This window comes from Agrobacterium sp. 5Ca39, assembly GCF_055382365.1.
Genome location: NZ_AP026436.1, coordinates 963779 through 981436, shown reverse-complemented (window position 1 = coordinate 981436; position 17658 = coordinate 963779). Strand labels below are relative to the sequence as shown.

Here is a 17658-nt window from a genome sequence, read left to right as displayed (position 1 = left end):
GCATTTGACCAGTATGGCCTGCATCAAATTTCGAACGTGCCTGATGCAACCCGCACCGCGTGGCCGCCGATGCGGGCGCGGCCGATTTCGCCGTCCTTGATGTCCATGCGCAGGTGGATGTGAGACGGTCTTTCCATCTCCACCCCCTGCTCGATCAGAAGCGGATAATGTCCGTCAGTCAGCCCGTCGAAATGGTGGATGGCGCCGGAAAGCGCGGCGGCGGCCGAGCCGGTTGCGGGGTCTTCGGCAATGCCCATATCCGGGGAGAACATACGGGCATGGAACTTTGCGGCGTGATTGACACCGCCGCGACAGTAAATATAGGCCGCCGTCAGCAGCCCCTCAACCAGCGGTGCGGTGCGCAGCCACAGACCGGAGTCGAAATCCATATCACGCACTGCGGCGATATTATGCATCGGCACCAGCAGGAAAGGCACGCCGGCCGTCCAGATCGATGGCACATGATTTTCAAAACCGAGATGGCCTTCGCTGACACCCAGCGCATCGGCCAGGGCGGCATGATCGAGGGGCAGGTCCACCCTTGAAGATCTGCGCGGCAGATCGAACTCCGCAAAGCTGACGGCGCCGGCGCGCATTTTCACCGCGCAGCGCACGGGCCCCACCTTCTCCTCGAGTACGCAGACCATATCGATGTCGTCATCGCCATCCCCTCGATTGCGCTCGGCAATCGCTACTGCGGCGCCGACGGTCGGATGTCCGGCGAAAGGCAATTCACCCGAGGGTGTGAATATGCGCAGGGAAGCCGCGTGCGCAGGGTTGCTGGAGCGATTGATGAAAACGGTCTCGGAGAGATTCATCTCCCGGGCGATGGCCTGCATCGTCCCCTGATCGAGGTCATCGGCGTCATACATTACCGCCAGCGGGTTTCCCGCCATTTTCGTCTCGGTAAACACATCATAGATATTGTAGTGCAGCGCCACACCCGTCTCCTGCCATTCGAAACCTCGTCTGCCTTGCGCAAACTGCATCAGGCCGCCTTACACCGCAACCCTTGTTGCGACAGGAAATCAAGAAGCTGTGGAACGGCGCGATTCAATGGCATGGCCGGGAGAACGTCTCCCCGCCCGAAAGGCCTTGTCGCCAGCGGTCGTCTTCATGTACCAAGGGTGCGTCTTGCGGCTTGCGACCGGAGGTCTTGAACGACTTTCGAAGATTGCGAACCGCTTCAACAGGTTACATTGCAGTCGCAGGCCGGATCCCGGTCTTCGCCGTTGTCGAGGGAAGCGGATGTCGCATTCTACCTATTCACTATCCTTCGTAGCCTCCGCGACTGCGGAGGCGCAGGCGGCGCTGGAAGAGCTGAAAAGCGCTTATGGCAATACTCCGTTTGACGAAGCGGACGTCATCGTGGCTCTCGGCGGTGACGGATTCATGCTGCAGATTCTCAACGAGACGATGAATTCCGGCAAGCGTGTCTACGGCATGAACCGGGGCTCGGTCGGCTTCCTGATGAACGATTACCGGGTGGAAGGCCTCATCGAACGCATTGCGGTGGCAAGCGGCAACGATTTCCACCCCCTGCGCATGACGACGACGGATTCCGACGGCGACGAGTTTACGGCGCTCGCCATGAACGAAGTCAGCCTGTTCCGCCAATCGCATCAGGCTGCCAAGCTTCGGGTCGAGGTGGACGGCAAGGTTCGACTGGAAGAGCTGATCTGCGACGGCATGATGGTGGCGACGCCAGCAGGGTCTACGGCGTATAATTTTTCCGCCCATGGACCGATTCTGCCGCTGGAATCGCCGCTGCTTGCGCTGACGCCGGTCAGCGCTTTCCGTCCGCGGCGCTGGCGCGGCGCGCTTTTGCCGAATAAGGTCACGGTCGACATTCATGTTCTCGAACGCGACAAGCGCCCGGTGAACGCGGTGGCCGACCACACCGAGGTGAAATCCGTTCGTCATGTACGGATCGCACAATCGCAGGACAGGACGGCCAGAATTCTCTCGGATCCGGACCGTTCGTGGTCGGACCGGGTCCTCGCCGAACAGTTCAACAACTGAAGCCAACGATCGACAATGCCATGCAACTGACAAGAACCCTCATCGCAGCCTGCCTTTTCGCCGCCGCCGCGCTTCCGGCGCGGGCGCAGACGGAAGCGATTTACGCGCTGCCGGTTTCGGCGATCTTTGTCACCAGCAGCGGCATGTGGGAAGATCGCAATCTTGAGCCGGTGAAGGGGCCTGACGGGCAGCTGCGGCCCCCACCTGCCTCACCAACGCGCGGCTATTACAAGGTCATCGCCATACGCCAGGGCGATGGTACGGCGAAAATTTATCTGCAGCGCATCGCCTTTACCGCCGAGGGGCCGAATCTTCTCGAAAATATCGAGCTCGAGGAATTCAGTCAGATGAAGTCCTATGTCACGGATATTCGTCCCGAAAGCTCGAACGGAGCGCCCGCCTCGCCTGGCCTTTTCGTGACGGTTTATCTCAAGACCGATCCGATGAGCAAGGAAGCGGAAAGCTGGACGATCCTGATCGACGAGCTGGGTGAGATGAAGGTCGAGAAGGCTTCGAACTAGCCCGTGATTGGCCGGTGGGCATTCGTCATGCAATAGTCTGGGTGTTCAACTCATGAGGGCCATGCAGAACTGCACCGAAATGATGCTTCCACAAGCGCGCGCCCAGTTCGCCGCTGCGGTCGAGACTCGAGCCGACCGTCAGCCACGGCAGAAGCGTGGGATGAAGTCCCGCATCGAAGAGCGCAAAACCGGCAGCCAGAACACAGGTATCGGCCTGGATGCCGCAGACCAGCACGCGGTCGAGCTTCAGCGACAAAAGATAGTCGATGGCCTCCCGTGGCGGCGCATAGCCATGTTTGATGAAGACGCGATCGGCAACCACCAGCGACTCATCGTCCCTGCCCGGCTTCCAGCCCAGTTGCCGTTCAAATGGCGTCACGCTTTCGTCATGGCGTTCGACAGTGGCGAGGCTGGGCATGGTCTGCGCGAGACTGGATATCTCGGCAACCAGCGTTGCCGGAGGATTGAAGCTCGGCTGGACGTCGACGATATAGAGCGCCTGTTTCATGCATCTCCTCCAATGAAAAACCCCTCGCAATGGGTTCGCGAGGGGTGATCTTTTTCAATCGACGCGCCTGGGGCCTCAGTCGATATCCGCCACGTCCACATCCGCACCGCCGCTGATGCGGTGGGCAAGAGCGGCTTCCATGAATTCGTTCAGGTCGCCATCCAGCACGTTGCCGGGCGCCGTGCTTTCCACGCCCGTACGCAGATCCTTCACCAGCTGGTAAGGCTGCAGGACGTAGGAGCGAATCTGGTGGCCCCAGCCGATATCGGTCTTGGATGCCGCCTGCGCATTGGCCGCTTCTTCCCGCTTCTGCAGCTCCACCTCATAAAGGCGGGCACGCAGCATGTCCCACGCCTTGGCGCGGTTCTTGTGCTGGGAGCGCTCCTGCTGGCAGGCGACGGCAATACCGGTCGGAATGTGCGTGATGCGCACGGCCGAGTCCGTGGTGTTGACGTGCTGACCGCCCGCACCGGACGAACGATAGGTATCGATGCGGCAATCGCTTTCATTGATATCGATCTGGATCGAATCGTCGACGACGGGGTAAACCCAGACGGAAGAGAACGACGTGTGGCGACGCGCGTTGCTGTCATACGGCGAAATGCGGACGAGGCGATGCACGCCCGATTCCGTCTTCAGCCAGCCAAAGGCATTATGGCCCTTGACGAGGATCGTCGCGGACTTGATGCCGGCTTCTTCGCCATCGTGAACTTCCAGAACCTCGACCTTGAAACCTTCACGGTCGGCCCAGCGGGTATACATGCGCAGCAGCATGTTCGCCCAGTCCTGGCTTTCGGTGCCGCCAGCGCCGGAGTGCACTTCGAGATAGGTATCATTGCCGTCGGCCTCGCCTGAGAGCATGGCTTCCACCTGACGGCGGTTTGCCTCGCTCTTCAACGCCTTCAGCGCGTCTTCGGCGTCCTTGACGATTTCATCATCGCCCTCCATCTCGCCGAGTTCGATCAGCTCGATATTGTCCCGGAGCTGCTGCTCCAGCGCCTTTACGCCATTGATGCTGTCATCGAGCTGCTGGCGCTCGCGCATCAACTTCTGCGCCTCTGCTGCATCGTTCCAGAGGGTCGGATCCTCTGCCTTGTTGTTCAACCAGTCCAGTCGTCTTATCGCCTGGTCCCAGTCAAAGATGCCTCCTCAGCAGGCTTATGGCCTGCTTGATTTCGTCGACTACGTTCACGATTTCATTGCGCATTTCGCTGGTTCTTCACCTTCATTGAAACTCGTTGCTCAAATAAATGCGGGGGGCGCGGATGTAAAGACCCGCGCCCCCGCCAAACGTCATGGCTGATGTCAATAAAGGCCGCCGCCACCGCCGGTGATGGCCTGCTGCGCCTGTGGCGAGGTCTTCAGAATATCTTCCTGCGACATGTAGCCTTCAGCACCGATGACCGAGAAGCTATCGGCCGGGCCTGTGCCGGGCTTAAAGGCTTCCATGATCGTGTCCGGTTCGCCTTCCGCTGCCGCCATACCGGTCTTGCGGTTGACGGCAACGAAGTTCATGCCTGCAGGCACGATGAACTTGCTCGGCTGGAGATGCTTGGCCGCATCGGCGATGAATTCACCGAAAATCGGCGCAGACAGCGAGCCGCCGGTACCACCGCGACCGAGCGGTGCGGGCGAGTCGAAACCAATGTACAGGCCGGCGACCATGTCCGGAGTGTAACCGACGAACCAGGCATCCTTTTCATCATTGGTGGTGCCCGTCTTGCCGGCAACCGGCAGATCGACCTTGATCTTGCCTGCGGCCGTACCGCGCTGCACGACACCTTCTAGCATGGAGGTGGTCTGATAAGCGGTCATCGGGTCCAGAACCTGTTCGCGGTTGTCGACGATCACAGGCTCATCCTGGTTCTGCCAGCTGGTAGCGTTGCAACCTTCGCAGGCGCGCTCCTCATGACGGAATATCGTCTTGCCGTAACGGTCCTGAATGCGGTCAATCAGCGTCGGCTTGATCTGCTTGCCACCATTGGCGATGACCGAATAGGCCGAAACCATACGCATCACGGTGGTTTCACCAGAACCGAGCGACATGGAGAGAAGCGGCGGCATCTTGTCGTAGATACCGAAGCGTTCGGCATATTCCGCCACCAGATTCATGCCCATGTCCTGCGCCAGACGCACGGTCATGAGGTTACGGGACTTTTCGATGCCGAGGCGCAGGGTCGAGGGACCTGCAGAACCGCCGCCGTAATTCTGCGGTTTCCAGACCTGGCCGCCCGACACCACCTCAATGGGCGCATCGAGAATAACCGATGCCGGCGTATAGCCATTGTCGAGCGCCGCTGCATAGATGAACGGCTTGAACGAGGAACCGGGCTGACGCATTGCCTGCGTCGAGCGGTTGAACTCCGATTGCGCATAGGAGAAACCGCCGACCATGGCCAGAACGCGGCCGGTATGCGGGTCCATCACCACCATGCCACCCTGCACCTTGGGCGGCTGCCGCAGGCGATATTCATTTCCGGAGCTGGAAAGCGGTTGTGCATAGATGACGTCACCGACTGTCAGGACGCCAACCGGAGACTTGGCGGTGGCTTTCTTGCCTGCCGCGTCACGATAGGCCCAGCGCATGTTCTCCGCAGAGATGTGACCGCGCGTGCGCTTGTCGCCATCTTCCGCGTCGGGGTCGGCCTGGATGCCGATATCGACACCATCTGCGGCAACCGCAAGCACGACCGCGACCTTCCATTCCGGAACGTCTCTCAAGCCCTTGACCTTGGCAAGCGCAGCCGTCCAGTCGCCGGCCGTCTCGATCTTTTCGATGGGCCCACGGAAACCGCGACGCTCATCATACTGCACCAGACCATCCTGAAGCGCCTTGCGGGCCTCCATCTGAATCTGGGGATCGAAGGAAGTGCGAACGGAAAGGCCGCCTTCGAGAAGTGCTTCCTCGCCGTATTTCTCGACGATCTGGCGGCGGACTTCTTCGGCAAAGTAGTCGGACGCGAAGATATGCGCGCCACCGCGGCGCAGGTTCACTCCAAGCGGCTGTTTCTTGGCGTCTGCAGCATCGGAGGCCGTGATATAGCCGTTTTCGGCCATGCGGTCGATCACCCAGTCGCGACGCTCGAGAGCCGCCTTTTCGCGGCGGATCGGGTGGTAATTGGCCGGACCTTTCGGCAGCGATGCCAGATAGGCGGTTTCCGCAATGGTCAGTTCCGTCACCGACTTGTTGAAATAGGTGAGCGCCGCGCCGGCGATGCCGTAGGAATTCAGGCCGAAGAAGATCTCATTGAGATAAAGCTCAAGAATCTTGTCCTTGGAATAGGTCTGCTCGATGCGGAAGGAAAGAATGGCTTCCTTGAGCTTGCGGTCGATGGTCTGGTCGTTTGTCAGCAGGAAGTTCTTCGCGACCTGCTGGGTGATGGTGGATGCGCCCACCGGACGGCGGCCGGAGCCAAAATTCTGGATATTGACGAGAATGGCACGGCCGAGGCCCCATACATCGACGCCGGGGTGATTGTAAAAATTCTTGTCTTCCGCGGACAGGAAGGCCGCCTTCACCCGGTCGGGAATGGCCTGGATCGGCAGGAACAGGCGCTTCTCATGGGCATATTCCGCCATAAGCGCCCCGTTGCCCGCATGCACGCGGGTCGTGACCGGCGGTTCATAGGTGCTCAGAACTGCGTAATCCGGCAGGTCCTTCGTCACGCCGTGCAAATAAATCGCACCGGCGGCGGCGGCGCACAGGAAGAGCACGCTGGCCAAGCCGAAAAAATATCCAATCAGTCTGATCATACCAAGCTACCGATAATTCGAATCGTAACCATCCACGCCCGAGGAAACGGGCGCATCTTTGCATATCGCGTGCCGTTTTGCACACCATACCTTCGATGACAAGCCGGATACGGCAGCATTCGCTGATATGTTACCGGGCCACCAGCCCGCAACTCCGCGCCAACGCTTTGCGGACCGCCACCGAATCCGAGTTCCGAGTAACGCGGCGAATGTGAGTAAAATAGGGCTCGGCCCCGTTATTCATCCGCAAGGTCCCGAATTGAACAGCATTTTTAGCGATCAATGGCAACGCGGCAACAGCTCGGCCGACGCGGCGCATTTCCCTTCAGCCACCGTTCGCCAGAGCCTTGGAACGGTACCGCCCGACGGCTGTTGCCAGCGTATCGGCCACCTTCTTGCGCCATTCCGCATCGAGAAGCAGCTTCTCGTCTTCAGGATTGGAAAGGAAACCAAGCTCGAGGAGCACCGATGGCACGTCATGGGCGCGCAACACCATGAAACCGGCGTAACGATGTGGATTGTTGATGAGGCCAACCTGCCCCTCGAAGGAAGAAACGATGTTTTCGGCGAGTGTCACCGAGAATGCCTGGGTTTCCCGGCGCGTGAAATCGAGGAGAATATCGGCGACTTCCGGCGGCTCGCTGGAAACGGCGACACCGGCGATCTGGTCGGACTTGTTTTCACGCTCCGCCAGTTCCTGCGCCATACGGTCCGACGCGCGATCGGACAATGTATAGACGGTCGCGCCGCGTATGCCCTTCTGTTTCAGTGTATCGGCATGCAGGGAGATGAAAAGATTGGCGTTGTTCTGCCGCGCGATCGTCACGCGTTCGGACAAGGCAAGAAATGTATCGGAATCACGCGTCAGGAAGGCCTTTATGCCGGGCTCGCGGTTCAGGCGCTCCGCGAGCTCCTTCGCGAACATCAAGGTGATGACCTTTTCCTCGGTGCCTGTCGTGCCACCTGAGGCGCCGGCATCGATGCCTCCATGACCGGCGTCGACCGCGATGACGAATTCCGCCGGGCGGGAAGTCTTGTCCGCGGGAGAAATCGCGGCGGTGGTAACGGGCGCAGGCGCCTGCCACTGCTGCTCCTTCACAAGTTCGGCGAACTTGCCTTTGGTGGTGATCTCCGTATCGAGGACGAAACGGAAGGATTGCCCGTCATCGGCCTTTTTCGTTTCAGCGACCGCCACCCGCACCGGCTTCTTCGCCGTCAGCACGATACGGGCGCTGTTTTCCCCCATTCCGCCGAAGCGAATATCGGAAAAAAGGCCGGTCGGCCTGAGATCGGATGCGGGAAAGCTGAAATTCACCGCCGGGAAGTCCACGACGATGCGGGCGGGCGAATCGAGATAGTGAACGTCGAACTCCGGCTCCTCGGCAAAATCGAGAACGATGCGCGTGCGCGCCTCATCACCGATGATGCGGGCCTGATGCGCGACAAGCGGCTCCGTGGCCTGGACGGCCGGCACGACGGAAACCGAGGCGACGGCAGACACTGTCACGACAGCCGCAAGCCGCGCGATTCGCGCGCCAATCCACCCTGCCCCACCTGATTCCGTTGCGCTGCGCGTGAAATTCATGGTCTTCAAGAAATTCCGTATTTCAGTCATTTTCGATAACCGGCGCGGTAAAACACCCGGAACGGTGCCGTTTCAACCACGCCGGACGACAATTTGCGCGTTTGCGCCTCACCATCGCAGGCCTTGGTGAACCAATTGTTAACCCGGAAATTCCACCAACAATATGGCATATTTAGCCAGCCTATTGCTATTATGACAGAGAAAACATACAACATGGATGAGGGTTAAAAGTGTTGACGGGATAGATGCCCGCCGGCTGCCAATCGAAAAAGACGCTGGCGCTGCAAATCGGGCAATCATCTGCCGTCGTTACATTTATCCTGAAACTCGATCAATTCCGGCCGTGGCCGGAGACCTACCCGGTGGCGCTGCCACCGCCGCTCTGAGGAGAGCAAATTCATCGGACCCCAAGGGGTCTATATATTATTGTCGTTCCGCCTGGCCAATGATGTCGCAGCAGTTTTCACATGAACCGGATACCAGGAGCAGGCCAAGCGCCTCGCCGTCGGTCCGGATGCTGCCAGTTTACAGACGCCCGGCAGGAGACTTCATTTCCGGCACATCCTTGCACTCATATGAAAGGCTCGTCCGTGTGGCGGGCCTGTTCTCGTATAAAACAAGGCTGCGCCGAGGAGCACAGCTTACATGGCAGACAAAATGCTTATCGACGCCTCCCACGAAGAGGAGACACGCGTAGTCGTTGTCCGTGGGAACCGGATCGAAGAATTCGATTTTGAATCGGAACACAAGAAACAGATCCGCGGCAATATCTACCTTGCCAAGGTCACCCGCGTTGAGCCCTCCCTCCAGGCGGCCTTCGTGGATTACGGTGGAAACCGTCACGGCTTTCTCGCTTTCGCGGAAATCCATCCGGATTATTACCAGATCCCGCTCGCTGATCGTCAGGCCCTGCTGAAAGCGGAAGCCGAGGATCATCGCCGCAGCGACGATTTCGAATCGGCCGATGCGCCTGAGCCCGCCGCCCCGATGATCGACCTTTCGCAGGTGGATCAGCCGGATGTCGGCATTGTTTCCGCAAGCGAAACCACCGAGACCGTTGGGACGGAAGAAGCTGCACCCGTCGTGGAAGCGGCTTCCGAAGAAGCGGCCGTCGAGGTCGTCGCGGAAGAAGCGCCGGCTGAGGAAGAGAAGCCGAAGAAGCGCGTTCGCCGCCCCCGCGCCAAGAAGAAGACAGCCGAAGAAATCGCAGCCGAGGCGGCAGACGCGTCTTCCGAAGACGATGGCAGCACCGGCGGTGAAATGGCCGCGATGGTCGATACCGACACGATTTCCGAGGAAGTCGAAGGTCTTCGCCGCGGCAATGACGATGATGACGACGACGATGACGATCATCACGAAAAGGAAGTGATCGAATCCGTCGGCGCCGAAGACGCCATGGAAGAAGTTCCGGATCGCGTTGCCCGCAAGCCGCGCAAACAATACCGCATCCAGGAAGTCATCAAGCGCCGCCAGATCCTTCTCGTGCAGGTGGCAAAGGAAGAGCGCGGCAACAAGGGTGCTGCACTCACCACCTATCTGTCGCTGGCCGGCCGTTACTCCGTGCTGATGCCGAATACGGCGCGTGGCGGCGGTATTTCCCGCAAGATCACCCAGCCGACCGACCGCAAGCGTCTGAAAGAAATCGCGCGCGATCTGGAAGTGCCGCAGGGTATGGGCGTCATTCTGCGCACCGCAGGCGCCAACCGCACCCGCGTCGAAATCAAGCGCGACTTCGAATATCTGATGCGCCTGTGGGAAAACGTCCGCACGCTGACGCTGAATTCCACGGCTCCCTGCCTCGTTTACGAGGAAGGCTCGCTGATCAAGCGTTCGATCCGCGATCTCTATAACAAGGATATCAGCGAGATCATCGTTTCCGGCGAAGAAGGCTATCGTGAAGCGAAAGACTTCATGAAGATGCTGATGCCGAGCCACGCCAAGGTTGTTCAGCCTTACCGCGACATTCACCCGATCTTCTCGCGCTCCGGCATCGAAGCGCAGCTCGACCGCATGCTGCAGCCCCAGGTGACGCTGAAGTCCGGTGGCTACCTCATCATCAACCAGACCGAAGCGCTGGTTTCCATCGACGTCAACTCCGGCCGTTCGACACGCGAGCATTCCATCGAGGAAACCGCGCTGACGACCAACCTGGAAGCTGCGGAAGAAGTGGCACGCCAGCTGCGTCTGCGCGACCTTGCCGGTCTTGTCGTCATCGACTTCATCGACATGGAAGAAAAGCGCAACAACCGCGCCGTCGAGAAGAAGCTCAAGGACTGCCTTAAGAACGACCGTGCGCGCATCCAGGTCGGCCGCATCTCGCATTTCGGTCTTCTGGAAATGTCGCGCCAGCGCATTCGCGCTTCGGTGCTGGAATCGACCACGCAGGTCTGCCAGCATTGCGGCGGCACGGGTCATGTGCGGTCGGAATCCTCCATCGCGCTGCATGTGCTGCGTGGCGTCGAGGAATATCTGCTGCGCAACACCACCCACAACATCACCGTGCGTTGCACGCCGGAAACGGCGCTCTATCTGCTCAACCACAAGCGCGGCACGATTGTCGATTATGAAGGCCGCTTCGGCGTGTCGATCATCATTGCCGCCGACTCCGGCGTCGGCGCCCAGCATTTCGCCATCGATCGCGGTGAAGCCGTCGAAAATCCCGTGAAAATCGAAAGCCTCATCCAGATGCTGCCGAACTTCGTGGAAGAAGAAGACGATTTTGTCGCCGAGGTGGAAGAGGACGAAGACGAGGAAGAAATCGTCAAGACCGAAAGCGCCCAACCCCGCCAGCAGCAGCAGGGCGACAATGGCGAAGAAGGCAAGCGCAAGCGCAAGCGCCGTCGCCGCCGTCGTGGCAAGGGCGGTCAGAACGACCAGAACGGCTCGCTTGAGGCCGGTTCCGGCAACGACGCTGACGGCGACGATGCCGAGGGTGATGACGACGGGATCGACACCGATGACAATGGGGTTGAGACCGAAAACGGCACTGCGGAAGCTGTAACCTCCGAAGAGGAAAGCAAGCGCAAGCGCCGCCGCCGCGGGAAGCGAGGCGGTCGCCGCAATCGTGCAGAGGACGAAGCTCTCGACGCTTCCGGCGCTGAGGACGAAGGCGAAAGCGAAAGCGACGAAGCGCCTGTAACTGAGGCACCGGTAACCGAAGAGGCGACCGCAGCCGAAGTGGTGGAAGGTGTCGTTGCCGACGTCGTGGAAGAGGAAGCACCGAAGAAGCCGCGCCGTACCCGCAAGGCGAAGGCCAAGACGGAAACCGAAGAAGCGCCGAAGGCCGAAGCCGTTGAAACGGTGGAGCCGGTGATCGTTGAGGAAACTGTCGTGGATGTCGCTGTTGAAGAAGCAGGCGAAGCGTCGGCCGATGTCGCTCCGCAGGCGGAAGCACCGGCGAGCGAAGAAAAGGTCCGCGCGAACAGGGGCAGCAATGTTTCGACTTCGGAGCCGGTGGTTACGTCGTCGTCTCCCAATCCCGATGGCGATGAGCCGAAGCCGCGCAAGGGCGGCTGGTGGCAGCGCCGCGGCTTCTTCTGAGAGAAGCTACATTTTGGATAAAAGACGCCCGCAACGATGTTGCGGGCGTTTTCTTTTATGGATGCAAAGAACGGGCCCTTTTTAGGGCCACTGACATTTTCTCATCCCATGCTTGTCACAGGAACGCAGTCAACGCATGCTCGCGGCGGGAGCGCCCTTTCAGCCCAAGGACCTGGGCTGGCTGGATCCCTTTAACAGGCACGGGATGAGGAGTGGGAGAGGCCAACCATCAGACAGACCGCGTGAGACCACCATCCACGCGGATATTCTGGCCGGTAATATACCCTGCCCCCTCAGATGCGAGAAATGCCACTGTGGCGGCGATCTCTTCGCTCTTGCCGTAACGCTGCATCGGAACGCTTTCACGGCGTTCTTCCGTCGCCGGCAGGCTGTCGATCCAGCCAGGAAGGACATTGTTCATGCGGACATTATCGGCGGCATAGGTATCGGCGAAAATCTTGGTGTAGGAGGCAAGGCCGGCGCGGAACACGGCGGATGTCGGGAACATACTGCTCGGTTCGAAAGCCCAGGCAGTCGAGATGTTGACGATCGCGCCCGCCCTCTGCCTTACCATGACCGGGGCGATGATGCGCGTCGGGCGAATGACGTTCATGAGGTAGACATCGAGCCCGGTATGCCATTGTTCGTCGGTAATATCGAGGATGGCGGCGCGCGGGCCATGGCCGGCGCTGTTCACCAGCACGTCGATACGGCCGAATCTCTCAAGCGCCAGATCCGTCAGCCGTTGCAGGTCTTCATTGGACTGGTTGGAACCGGTAACGCCGATGCCGCCCAACTCTTTCGCCAGCGCCTCTCCCTTGCCAGAAGACGACAGGATAGCGAGCTTGTAACCATCCGCGGCCAGGCGTTTCGCAACGGCAGCTCCCATGCCGCTGCCGCCTGCCGTCACCACCGCCACTTTTTCTGCCGACATCGCTTTTCTCCCATTCCAGGTCTGACGGACAGCCCGTATGGCGGTCCTTCTTCAGCTTAAACTGTCTCATCTTTAACGGGTTTCCAAGACGAGTTCGAACCAGAAAGGCTTGTCGAGGCATGCAGAAAAATTGATGCTGATGCGTCAGCCCGGGCCGACACCCGTTGGGTGAGCAGACCGGCTATCCGCCGGTGCTTCCTCCCTCTCCTGCAAACCATAGTCACGCATCACATGCGCGATACGCAACCTGTAATCGGAGAAAACGCCAGTCCGGCCGCGCGACTGGGCGGCGCGATGAGGTAGGGTGTTGCGCCACGCTTTCACCGCCTCCTCATCACGGAAGAACGACAAGGAGAGCATCTTGTCCGGATTGCCGATGCTCTGAAACCGCTCGATGGAGAGGAAACCGTCGATGGTTTCAAGTTCTGCCCGCAGGCCGGCGGCTATATCCAGATAATGTTGCTTCTCGCCTGCGGCTGGCCAGACCTCAAAAATAACGGCAATCATCGTCCGGCTCCCGCGTGGGGGGCGGACGCGAGGCGCAGAAACAGCCGGTCCTCGCGACGGATGAATTGTTCGCGGCGCGCGAATTCATAATTTTCCTGCCCGGCCGGATCGGCGGCGAGCCGCGCCCTATAGGCTTCGTAAGCGGCGAGGTTTTCGATGTTGTAGACACCGTAGGCAATGGTGCTCGATCCCTCTTTCGGCGCGTAATAACCGATCAGATCAGCCCCGCAACGCGGGATCGCCTCTCCCCAGTTGCGGGCATAGCGCTCGAAGGCATCGACCTTGAAAGGATCGATCTCGTAGCGGATGAAACAGGTTAGCATCGTTTGTCTCCTCATGTTCTGCCTCTCCCTTCTACGCCATTGCTATGCCTTGATGCTTCGGTTACCATCGAAGCATGAAAGACGGACCCGTGATTGCCAACGTTGCCGCCCTTATCGGCGATCCTGCCCGCGCCAACATCTTGACGGCGCTGATGGACGGGCGCGCGCTGACCGCGAGCGAGCTCGCGGAAGCCGCGGGTGTGACCCTGCAAACTGCCAGCGGGCACCTGTCAAAGCTCTCGGACGCACAATTGCTGAAAGCGGAAAAACAGGGGCGACATCGATATTTCCGCCTCTCCGATGAGGATGTGGCGCAGGTTCTGGAAGCGTTGATGGGGCTTGCCCAACGCACTGGCGCGGTACGTGTGCGCACCGGGCCGAAGGACAAGGCGCTGCGTGAGGCGCGCATCTGCTACGATCATCTGGCCGGGGAAAGCGGCGTGGCACTGCTTGCCGCCATTACCGCAAAGGGTCTCGTGACGTTAGGTGATGATCCTGCCCTAACGGAGAGCGGACGCGACTTCTTCTCGAACTTCGGCATAGACCTTTCGCCGCTCGAAAAGGCCCGCCGCCCGGTCTGCCTGCATTGCCTGGACTGGAGCGAACGCCGGCATCACCTCGGCGGCGGGCTTGGCGCATCGCTTCTTGAAGCGATGCAGCAGCGCGACTGGTTGCGGCGCGGAAACGGCCGTGTGCTGACATTTACTGCCAAGGGTGAAAAGGCGTTCAACAGCACCTTTGGCTGCACGCCCGCCTGATCTCTCCACCGTATGATACCCGATTATTTCAGCCAGCCGGCTATACGCCCAACGGCCTCGGCAATGTCAGACACGGAACCCGCATAAGAAATGCGCAGCGCCCTATGGCCTTCCTCCGGGTCGAAATCCATGCCGGGTGTCGCTGCCACGTCGATTTCTGCCAGCATACGCTTTGCGAAATCCATGCTGTCATTGGAAAAACGGCTGGTATCGACATAGGCATAAAACGCGCCGTCCATGGGGGATGCCAGCGGCAGGCCTATTTCCGGCAGTCGCGCCATCAGGAAATCGCGATTGGTGCGATAGCTCTCCCGATAGACATCCAGTTCCTCCGCCGCCGAAAAGGCTGCGGTCGCCGCAAGCTGCGACAATTCAGGCGGGGAAATATAAAGGCTCTGGGCCAGACACTCGACCGGACGGACGAGGTTTTCCGGCAAGACCATCCAACCGATGCGCCAGCCCGTCATGCAATAATATTTGGAGAAGGAATTGATGACCACCGCATTGTCGGTGATTTCGAGTGCGCTCGTCTCTTCGCCGACGAAGGTAAGGCCGTGGTAAATCTCATCGGAAATGAAGGCCATGTCGCGGCTTTCGCAATAAGTCGCAAGCCGCTTCAGCGCCTCGCGGCCTGTGACGGTGCCGGTCGGATTGGCCGGGCTTGCCAGCAGAACGCCCTTCAGCTTGCAGCCCGCTTTCGTTTCCGCACGCTCCAGGCTTGCCGGCGTCAGCGTGTAGCCGGTTTCAGCCGTGACCGGCACTTCCACGACGTTGAGGCCGAGAGCCTTCAGGATATTGCGATAGGCCGGATAACCGGGCCTCGCGATCGCGACATGATCGCCTGCGTCGAAAAGGCTGAGAAAGGCAAGATTGAAGGCCGCTGACGAGCCCGTTGTGACGGCGATGCGAGCCGGATCGATCGCGACCTGGTGACGCAACCGGTAATGGCCGGCAATCGCCTCCCGCAGTTCGCGCAGGCCGAGCGCATCGGTATAACCGATCCGCCCATGTTTCAGCGCCTCTTGAGCCGCTGCCAGCGACGCCTTCGGTGCGGGATGGGAGGGCTGGCCGACCGCCATGGAAATGACGGGGCGGCCCGCCTGCCTGCGCCTGTTTGCCTCCGCCAGAATATCCATGGCGTGAAAGGGTTCGACTGCGCTCCGCTTCGACATCGTAATCAAGGGCATGCTCTTTCCTGAACCGTATTTCAGAGACTTGCCGCAGAATCACAATCTTCACAATCATGCGACCATAATGCGGACAAGTATTTTTGCCGTATGGCATTTGGCTTAAAGTAAGGTAATTGCCTTCATAAGATTTCAAGAGGCTCCGGCCGCACAGAATGAGGACCGATATGGCGCATTTTCTCCGTTCCACCCTTCTTGCCAGCGTGACGGCCCTTTCAGCGGTATTCGCCTCCCTGCCCGCGCATGCGCTCGATGAGCAGCAGAAGAAGGAAATGGGCGAGTTCATCAAGCAGTATCTGATCGAGAACCCGGAGATCATGCTTGAGGTTCAGGATGCGCTTGAGCGCAAGCAATATGCGGCGCGCAACGCCAAGGCGGCAGAGGCGGTCGCCGACAACAAAAAGGCGATCTTCGAATCGAAATTCGATCTGGCACTCGGCAATCCCGATGGCGACGTCACACTCGTTGAGTTCTTCGATTACAACTGCGGTTATTGCAAACGCGCCATGGGAGACATGGACAACATCCTGAAGAGCGACAAGAAAATACGCGTCGTGCTCAAGGAATTCCCGATCCTCGGACCGGAATCGGTCGCCGCACATCGGGTCTCCAATGCCGTGAAGCTGCTGGCGCCGGCCAAATATCCGGAGTTCCAGCGCACGCTCCTCGGCGGCCGCGGACGGGCGAATGAGGACAGCGCCCTGGAAGTCGCGACCTCGCTCGGCCTCAAGGAAGCCGATATCCGCAAGTCGATGGCGGAAAACCCCAATGATGCGCAGGTGCAGGAAACCTACAAGCTGGCAAACAGCCTCGGCATCACGGGAACGCCGTCTTATATCGTCGGCGACGAGGCGGTTTTCGGCGCCGTCGGTGCCGACCCGTTGAAGGAGAAAATCGCCAATATGCGCAGCTGCGGTAAAGCTACCTGCTCCTGATTGCTAAAAAAGCAAGTGCATTCCCTGTGAGATGCCGGCCTGACGGCCGGTTTACGGCTTGCAGGGGCTTTTCCTTGGCGGCTGCGCAGTCTATAGGTGTCGCTGATTTTCGTATGGAAACGTGAATGAGCAACATCATCATCGTCATCAACGGCCCCAATCTCAACATGCTGGGAAAAAGGGAACCGGGTATCTATGGTGGCAAGACGCTGAAGGACATCGAGAATGATTGTCTTCAAGCCGGTGCCGATCTCGGTTTCGCAGTGGAATTCCGCCAGTCCAACCACGAAGGCGTGCTCGTGGACTGGTTGCATGAGGCGGGAGAAAGGGCGGCGGGTGTCGTCATCAATCCCGGCGCTTACAGCCACACCTCTATCGCGTTGCACGACGCCATTCGCGCGATTTCCACGCCCGTCGTGGAAGTGCACATTTCCAACATCCACGCCCGGGAAGAGTTCCGCCACAAATCGATGGTCTCACCGGCAGCGAAGGGCATGGTCTGTGGTTTCGGACCATATGGATACGTCATGGCGCTTCACGCGCTGAAAAACATCACGGCATAAAAAGAAACAAAGAATAGGGTTTGTCATGTCTGAAAAGAAACAGGGTATCGACAAGGAACTGATCCGCGAACTCGCGAATATCCTCAACGATACCGACCTTTCGGAAATCGAAGTGGAGCAGGATGACCTGCGCATCCGCGTTTCGCGCGCCGCTCCCGCAGCCACGGTTTATGCCGCAGCACCGCCCGCTTATGCACCGGCTCCCGCAGCAGCGCCCGCCGCGCCGGCAATCGCGGCCCCTGCTGCACCGGCAGCAGCCGCTGCACCGGCACGCAACCCGGCAAACACCGTGTCTTCGCCCATGGTTGGCACAGTCTATCTCTCGCCAGCCCCTGGCGCCCGCCCCTTCATCGAAGTCGGCGCAACCGTCAAGGAAGGCCAGACACTTCTCATCGTCGAGGCCATGAAGACCATGAACCAGATCCCGGCTCCGAAGTCCGGCAAGGTCGTGGAAATCATCGTCAACGACGCACAGCCCGTGGAGTATGGCGAAGCCCTCGTGGTCATCGAATAAAGGCGGTT

Annotated in this window: 16 protein-coding genes; 7 read left to right on the top strand and 9 right to left on the bottom strand. The window is 59.6% G+C overall.

Annotated features, from left to right (window positions below):
• Positions 1 to 23: 23 nt before the first annotated feature.
• Positions 24 to 941, bottom strand: a complete 918-nt coding sequence (locus tag ACZ47E_RS04825) for a PhzF family phenazine biosynthesis protein (protein ID WP_112555128.1) — start codon at positions 939 to 941, stop codon at positions 24 to 26.
• Positions 942 to 1248: 307 nt separating this feature from the next.
• Between ACZ47E_RS04825 and ACZ47E_RS04820 the strand changes: the two genes are divergently transcribed.
• Both ACZ47E_RS04820 and ACZ47E_RS04815 read left to right on the top strand, forming a co-directional pair.
• The gene (locus tag ACZ47E_RS04820) at positions 1249 to 2022 is read left to right on the top strand and encodes an NAD kinase (RefSeq protein ID WP_004441471.1); all 774 of its coding nucleotides are present in this window, start codon (positions 1249 to 1251) and stop codon (positions 2020 to 2022) included.
• A gap of 20 nt (positions 2023 to 2042) precedes the next feature.
• Entirely contained in the window at positions 2043 to 2543 is a 501-nt protein-coding gene (locus ACZ47E_RS04815) for a hypothetical protein (protein WP_464016903.1), read from the top strand.
• Between the two features lie 25 nt (positions 2544 to 2568).
• Here the strand turns inward: ACZ47E_RS04815 and ACZ47E_RS04810 are convergent, their stop codons facing one another.
• The 4 genes from ACZ47E_RS04810 to ACZ47E_RS04795 all read right to left on the bottom strand — a co-directional run bounded on the left by ACZ47E_RS04810 (position 2569) and on the right by ACZ47E_RS04795 (position 8389).
• On the bottom strand, positions 2569 to 3051 hold the full coding sequence (locus ACZ47E_RS04810; RefSeq protein ID WP_278067396.1) for a cysteine hydrolase family protein: 483 nt from the start codon (positions 3049 to 3051) through the stop codon (positions 2569 to 2571).
• 75 nt (positions 3052 to 3126) lie between these two features.
• Positions 3127 to 4258, bottom strand: a protein-coding gene (prfB, locus tag ACZ47E_RS04805; RefSeq protein ID WP_004441463.1) for a peptide chain release factor 2 whose coding sequence is annotated in 2 segments (ribosomal slippage) — positions 3127 to 4188 and positions 4190 to 4258 — 1131 coding nt in all. Because the reading frame shifts where the segments join, the coding sequence is not laid out codon by codon here.
• A 98-nt stretch (positions 4259 to 4356) separates the two neighbouring features.
• Positions 4357 to 6804: a penicillin-binding protein 1A gene (locus ACZ47E_RS04800; RefSeq protein ID WP_004441461.1), complete on the bottom strand. Its 2448-nt coding sequence runs from the start codon at positions 6802 to 6804 to the stop codon at positions 4357 to 4359.
• A 325-nt stretch (positions 6805 to 7129) separates the two neighbouring features.
• Positions 7130 to 8389 carry an N-acetylmuramoyl-L-alanine amidase gene (locus ACZ47E_RS04795; protein ID WP_278067508.1) on the bottom strand — a complete coding sequence of 420 codons (1260 nt, stop codon included), beginning with the start codon at positions 8387 to 8389 and terminating at the stop codon, positions 7130 to 7132.
• A gap of 645 nt (positions 8390 to 9034) precedes the next feature.
• On the opposite strand from ACZ47E_RS04795, the gene ACZ47E_RS04790 reads away from it, so the two are divergent.
• A complete protein-coding gene (locus tag ACZ47E_RS04790; protein ID WP_278067395.1) occupies positions 9035 to 11929 on the top strand; it encodes an Rne/Rng family ribonuclease in 2895 nt (964 codons plus the stop codon).
• A gap of 229 nt (positions 11930 to 12158) precedes the next feature.
• Here ACZ47E_RS04790 and ACZ47E_RS04785 read toward each other — a convergent pair whose 3' ends face one another.
• The 3 genes from ACZ47E_RS04785 to ACZ47E_RS04775 form a co-directional block, all read right to left on the bottom strand.
• On the bottom strand, positions 12159 to 12863 hold the full coding sequence (locus ACZ47E_RS04785; RefSeq protein ID WP_004441449.1) for an SDR family oxidoreductase: 705 nt from the start codon (positions 12861 to 12863) through the stop codon (positions 12159 to 12161).
• A 144-nt stretch (positions 12864 to 13007) separates the two neighbouring features.
• Positions 13008 to 13370, bottom strand: a complete 363-nt coding sequence (locus ACZ47E_RS04780) for an antibiotic biosynthesis monooxygenase family protein (protein WP_278067394.1) — start codon at positions 13368 to 13370, stop codon at positions 13008 to 13010.
• Positions 13367 to 13693, bottom strand: coding sequence for an NIPSNAP family protein (locus ACZ47E_RS04775; RefSeq protein ID WP_004441442.1), 327 nt, complete (start codon positions 13691 to 13693; stop codon positions 13367 to 13369). The genes ACZ47E_RS04780 and ACZ47E_RS04775 overlap by 4 nt, the downstream gene beginning before the upstream one ends.
• Positions 13694 to 13767: 74 nt before the next feature.
• Between ACZ47E_RS04775 and ACZ47E_RS04770 the strand changes: the two genes are divergently transcribed.
• Complete coding sequence (locus tag ACZ47E_RS04770; RefSeq protein WP_022556057.1) at positions 13768 to 14451, top strand: ArsR/SmtB family transcription factor; 684 nt, start codon at positions 13768 to 13770, stop codon at positions 14449 to 14451.
• A gap of 23 nt (positions 14452 to 14474) precedes the next feature.
• Here the strand turns inward: ACZ47E_RS04770 and ACZ47E_RS04765 are convergent, their stop codons facing one another.
• Positions 14475 to 15632, bottom strand: a complete 1158-nt coding sequence (locus ACZ47E_RS04765; protein ID WP_006698022.1) for a pyridoxal phosphate-dependent aminotransferase — start codon at positions 15630 to 15632, stop codon at positions 14475 to 14477.
• Positions 15633 to 15805: 173 nt separating this feature from the next.
• On the opposite strand from ACZ47E_RS04765, the gene ACZ47E_RS04760 reads away from it, so the two are divergent.
• The 3 genes from ACZ47E_RS04760 (at position 15806) to accB (ending at position 17650) form a co-directional block, all read left to right on the top strand.
• A complete protein-coding gene (locus tag ACZ47E_RS04760; protein ID WP_278067393.1) occupies positions 15806 to 16573 on the top strand; it encodes a DsbA family protein in 768 nt (255 codons plus the stop codon).
• 125 nt (positions 16574 to 16698) lie between these two features.
• On the top strand, positions 16699 to 17136 hold the full coding sequence (gene aroQ / locus ACZ47E_RS04755; RefSeq protein ID WP_004441429.1) for a type II 3-dehydroquinate dehydratase: 438 nt from the start codon (positions 16699 to 16701) through the stop codon (positions 17134 to 17136).
• Positions 17137 to 17161: 25 nt separating this feature from the next.
• Positions 17162 to 17650 carry an acetyl-CoA carboxylase biotin carboxyl carrier protein gene (gene accB / locus ACZ47E_RS04750; protein ID WP_004441427.1) on the top strand — a complete coding sequence of 163 codons (489 nt, stop codon included), beginning with the start codon at positions 17162 to 17164 and terminating at the stop codon, positions 17648 to 17650.
• The last annotated feature ends 8 nt before the right edge of the window (positions 17651 to 17658 follow it).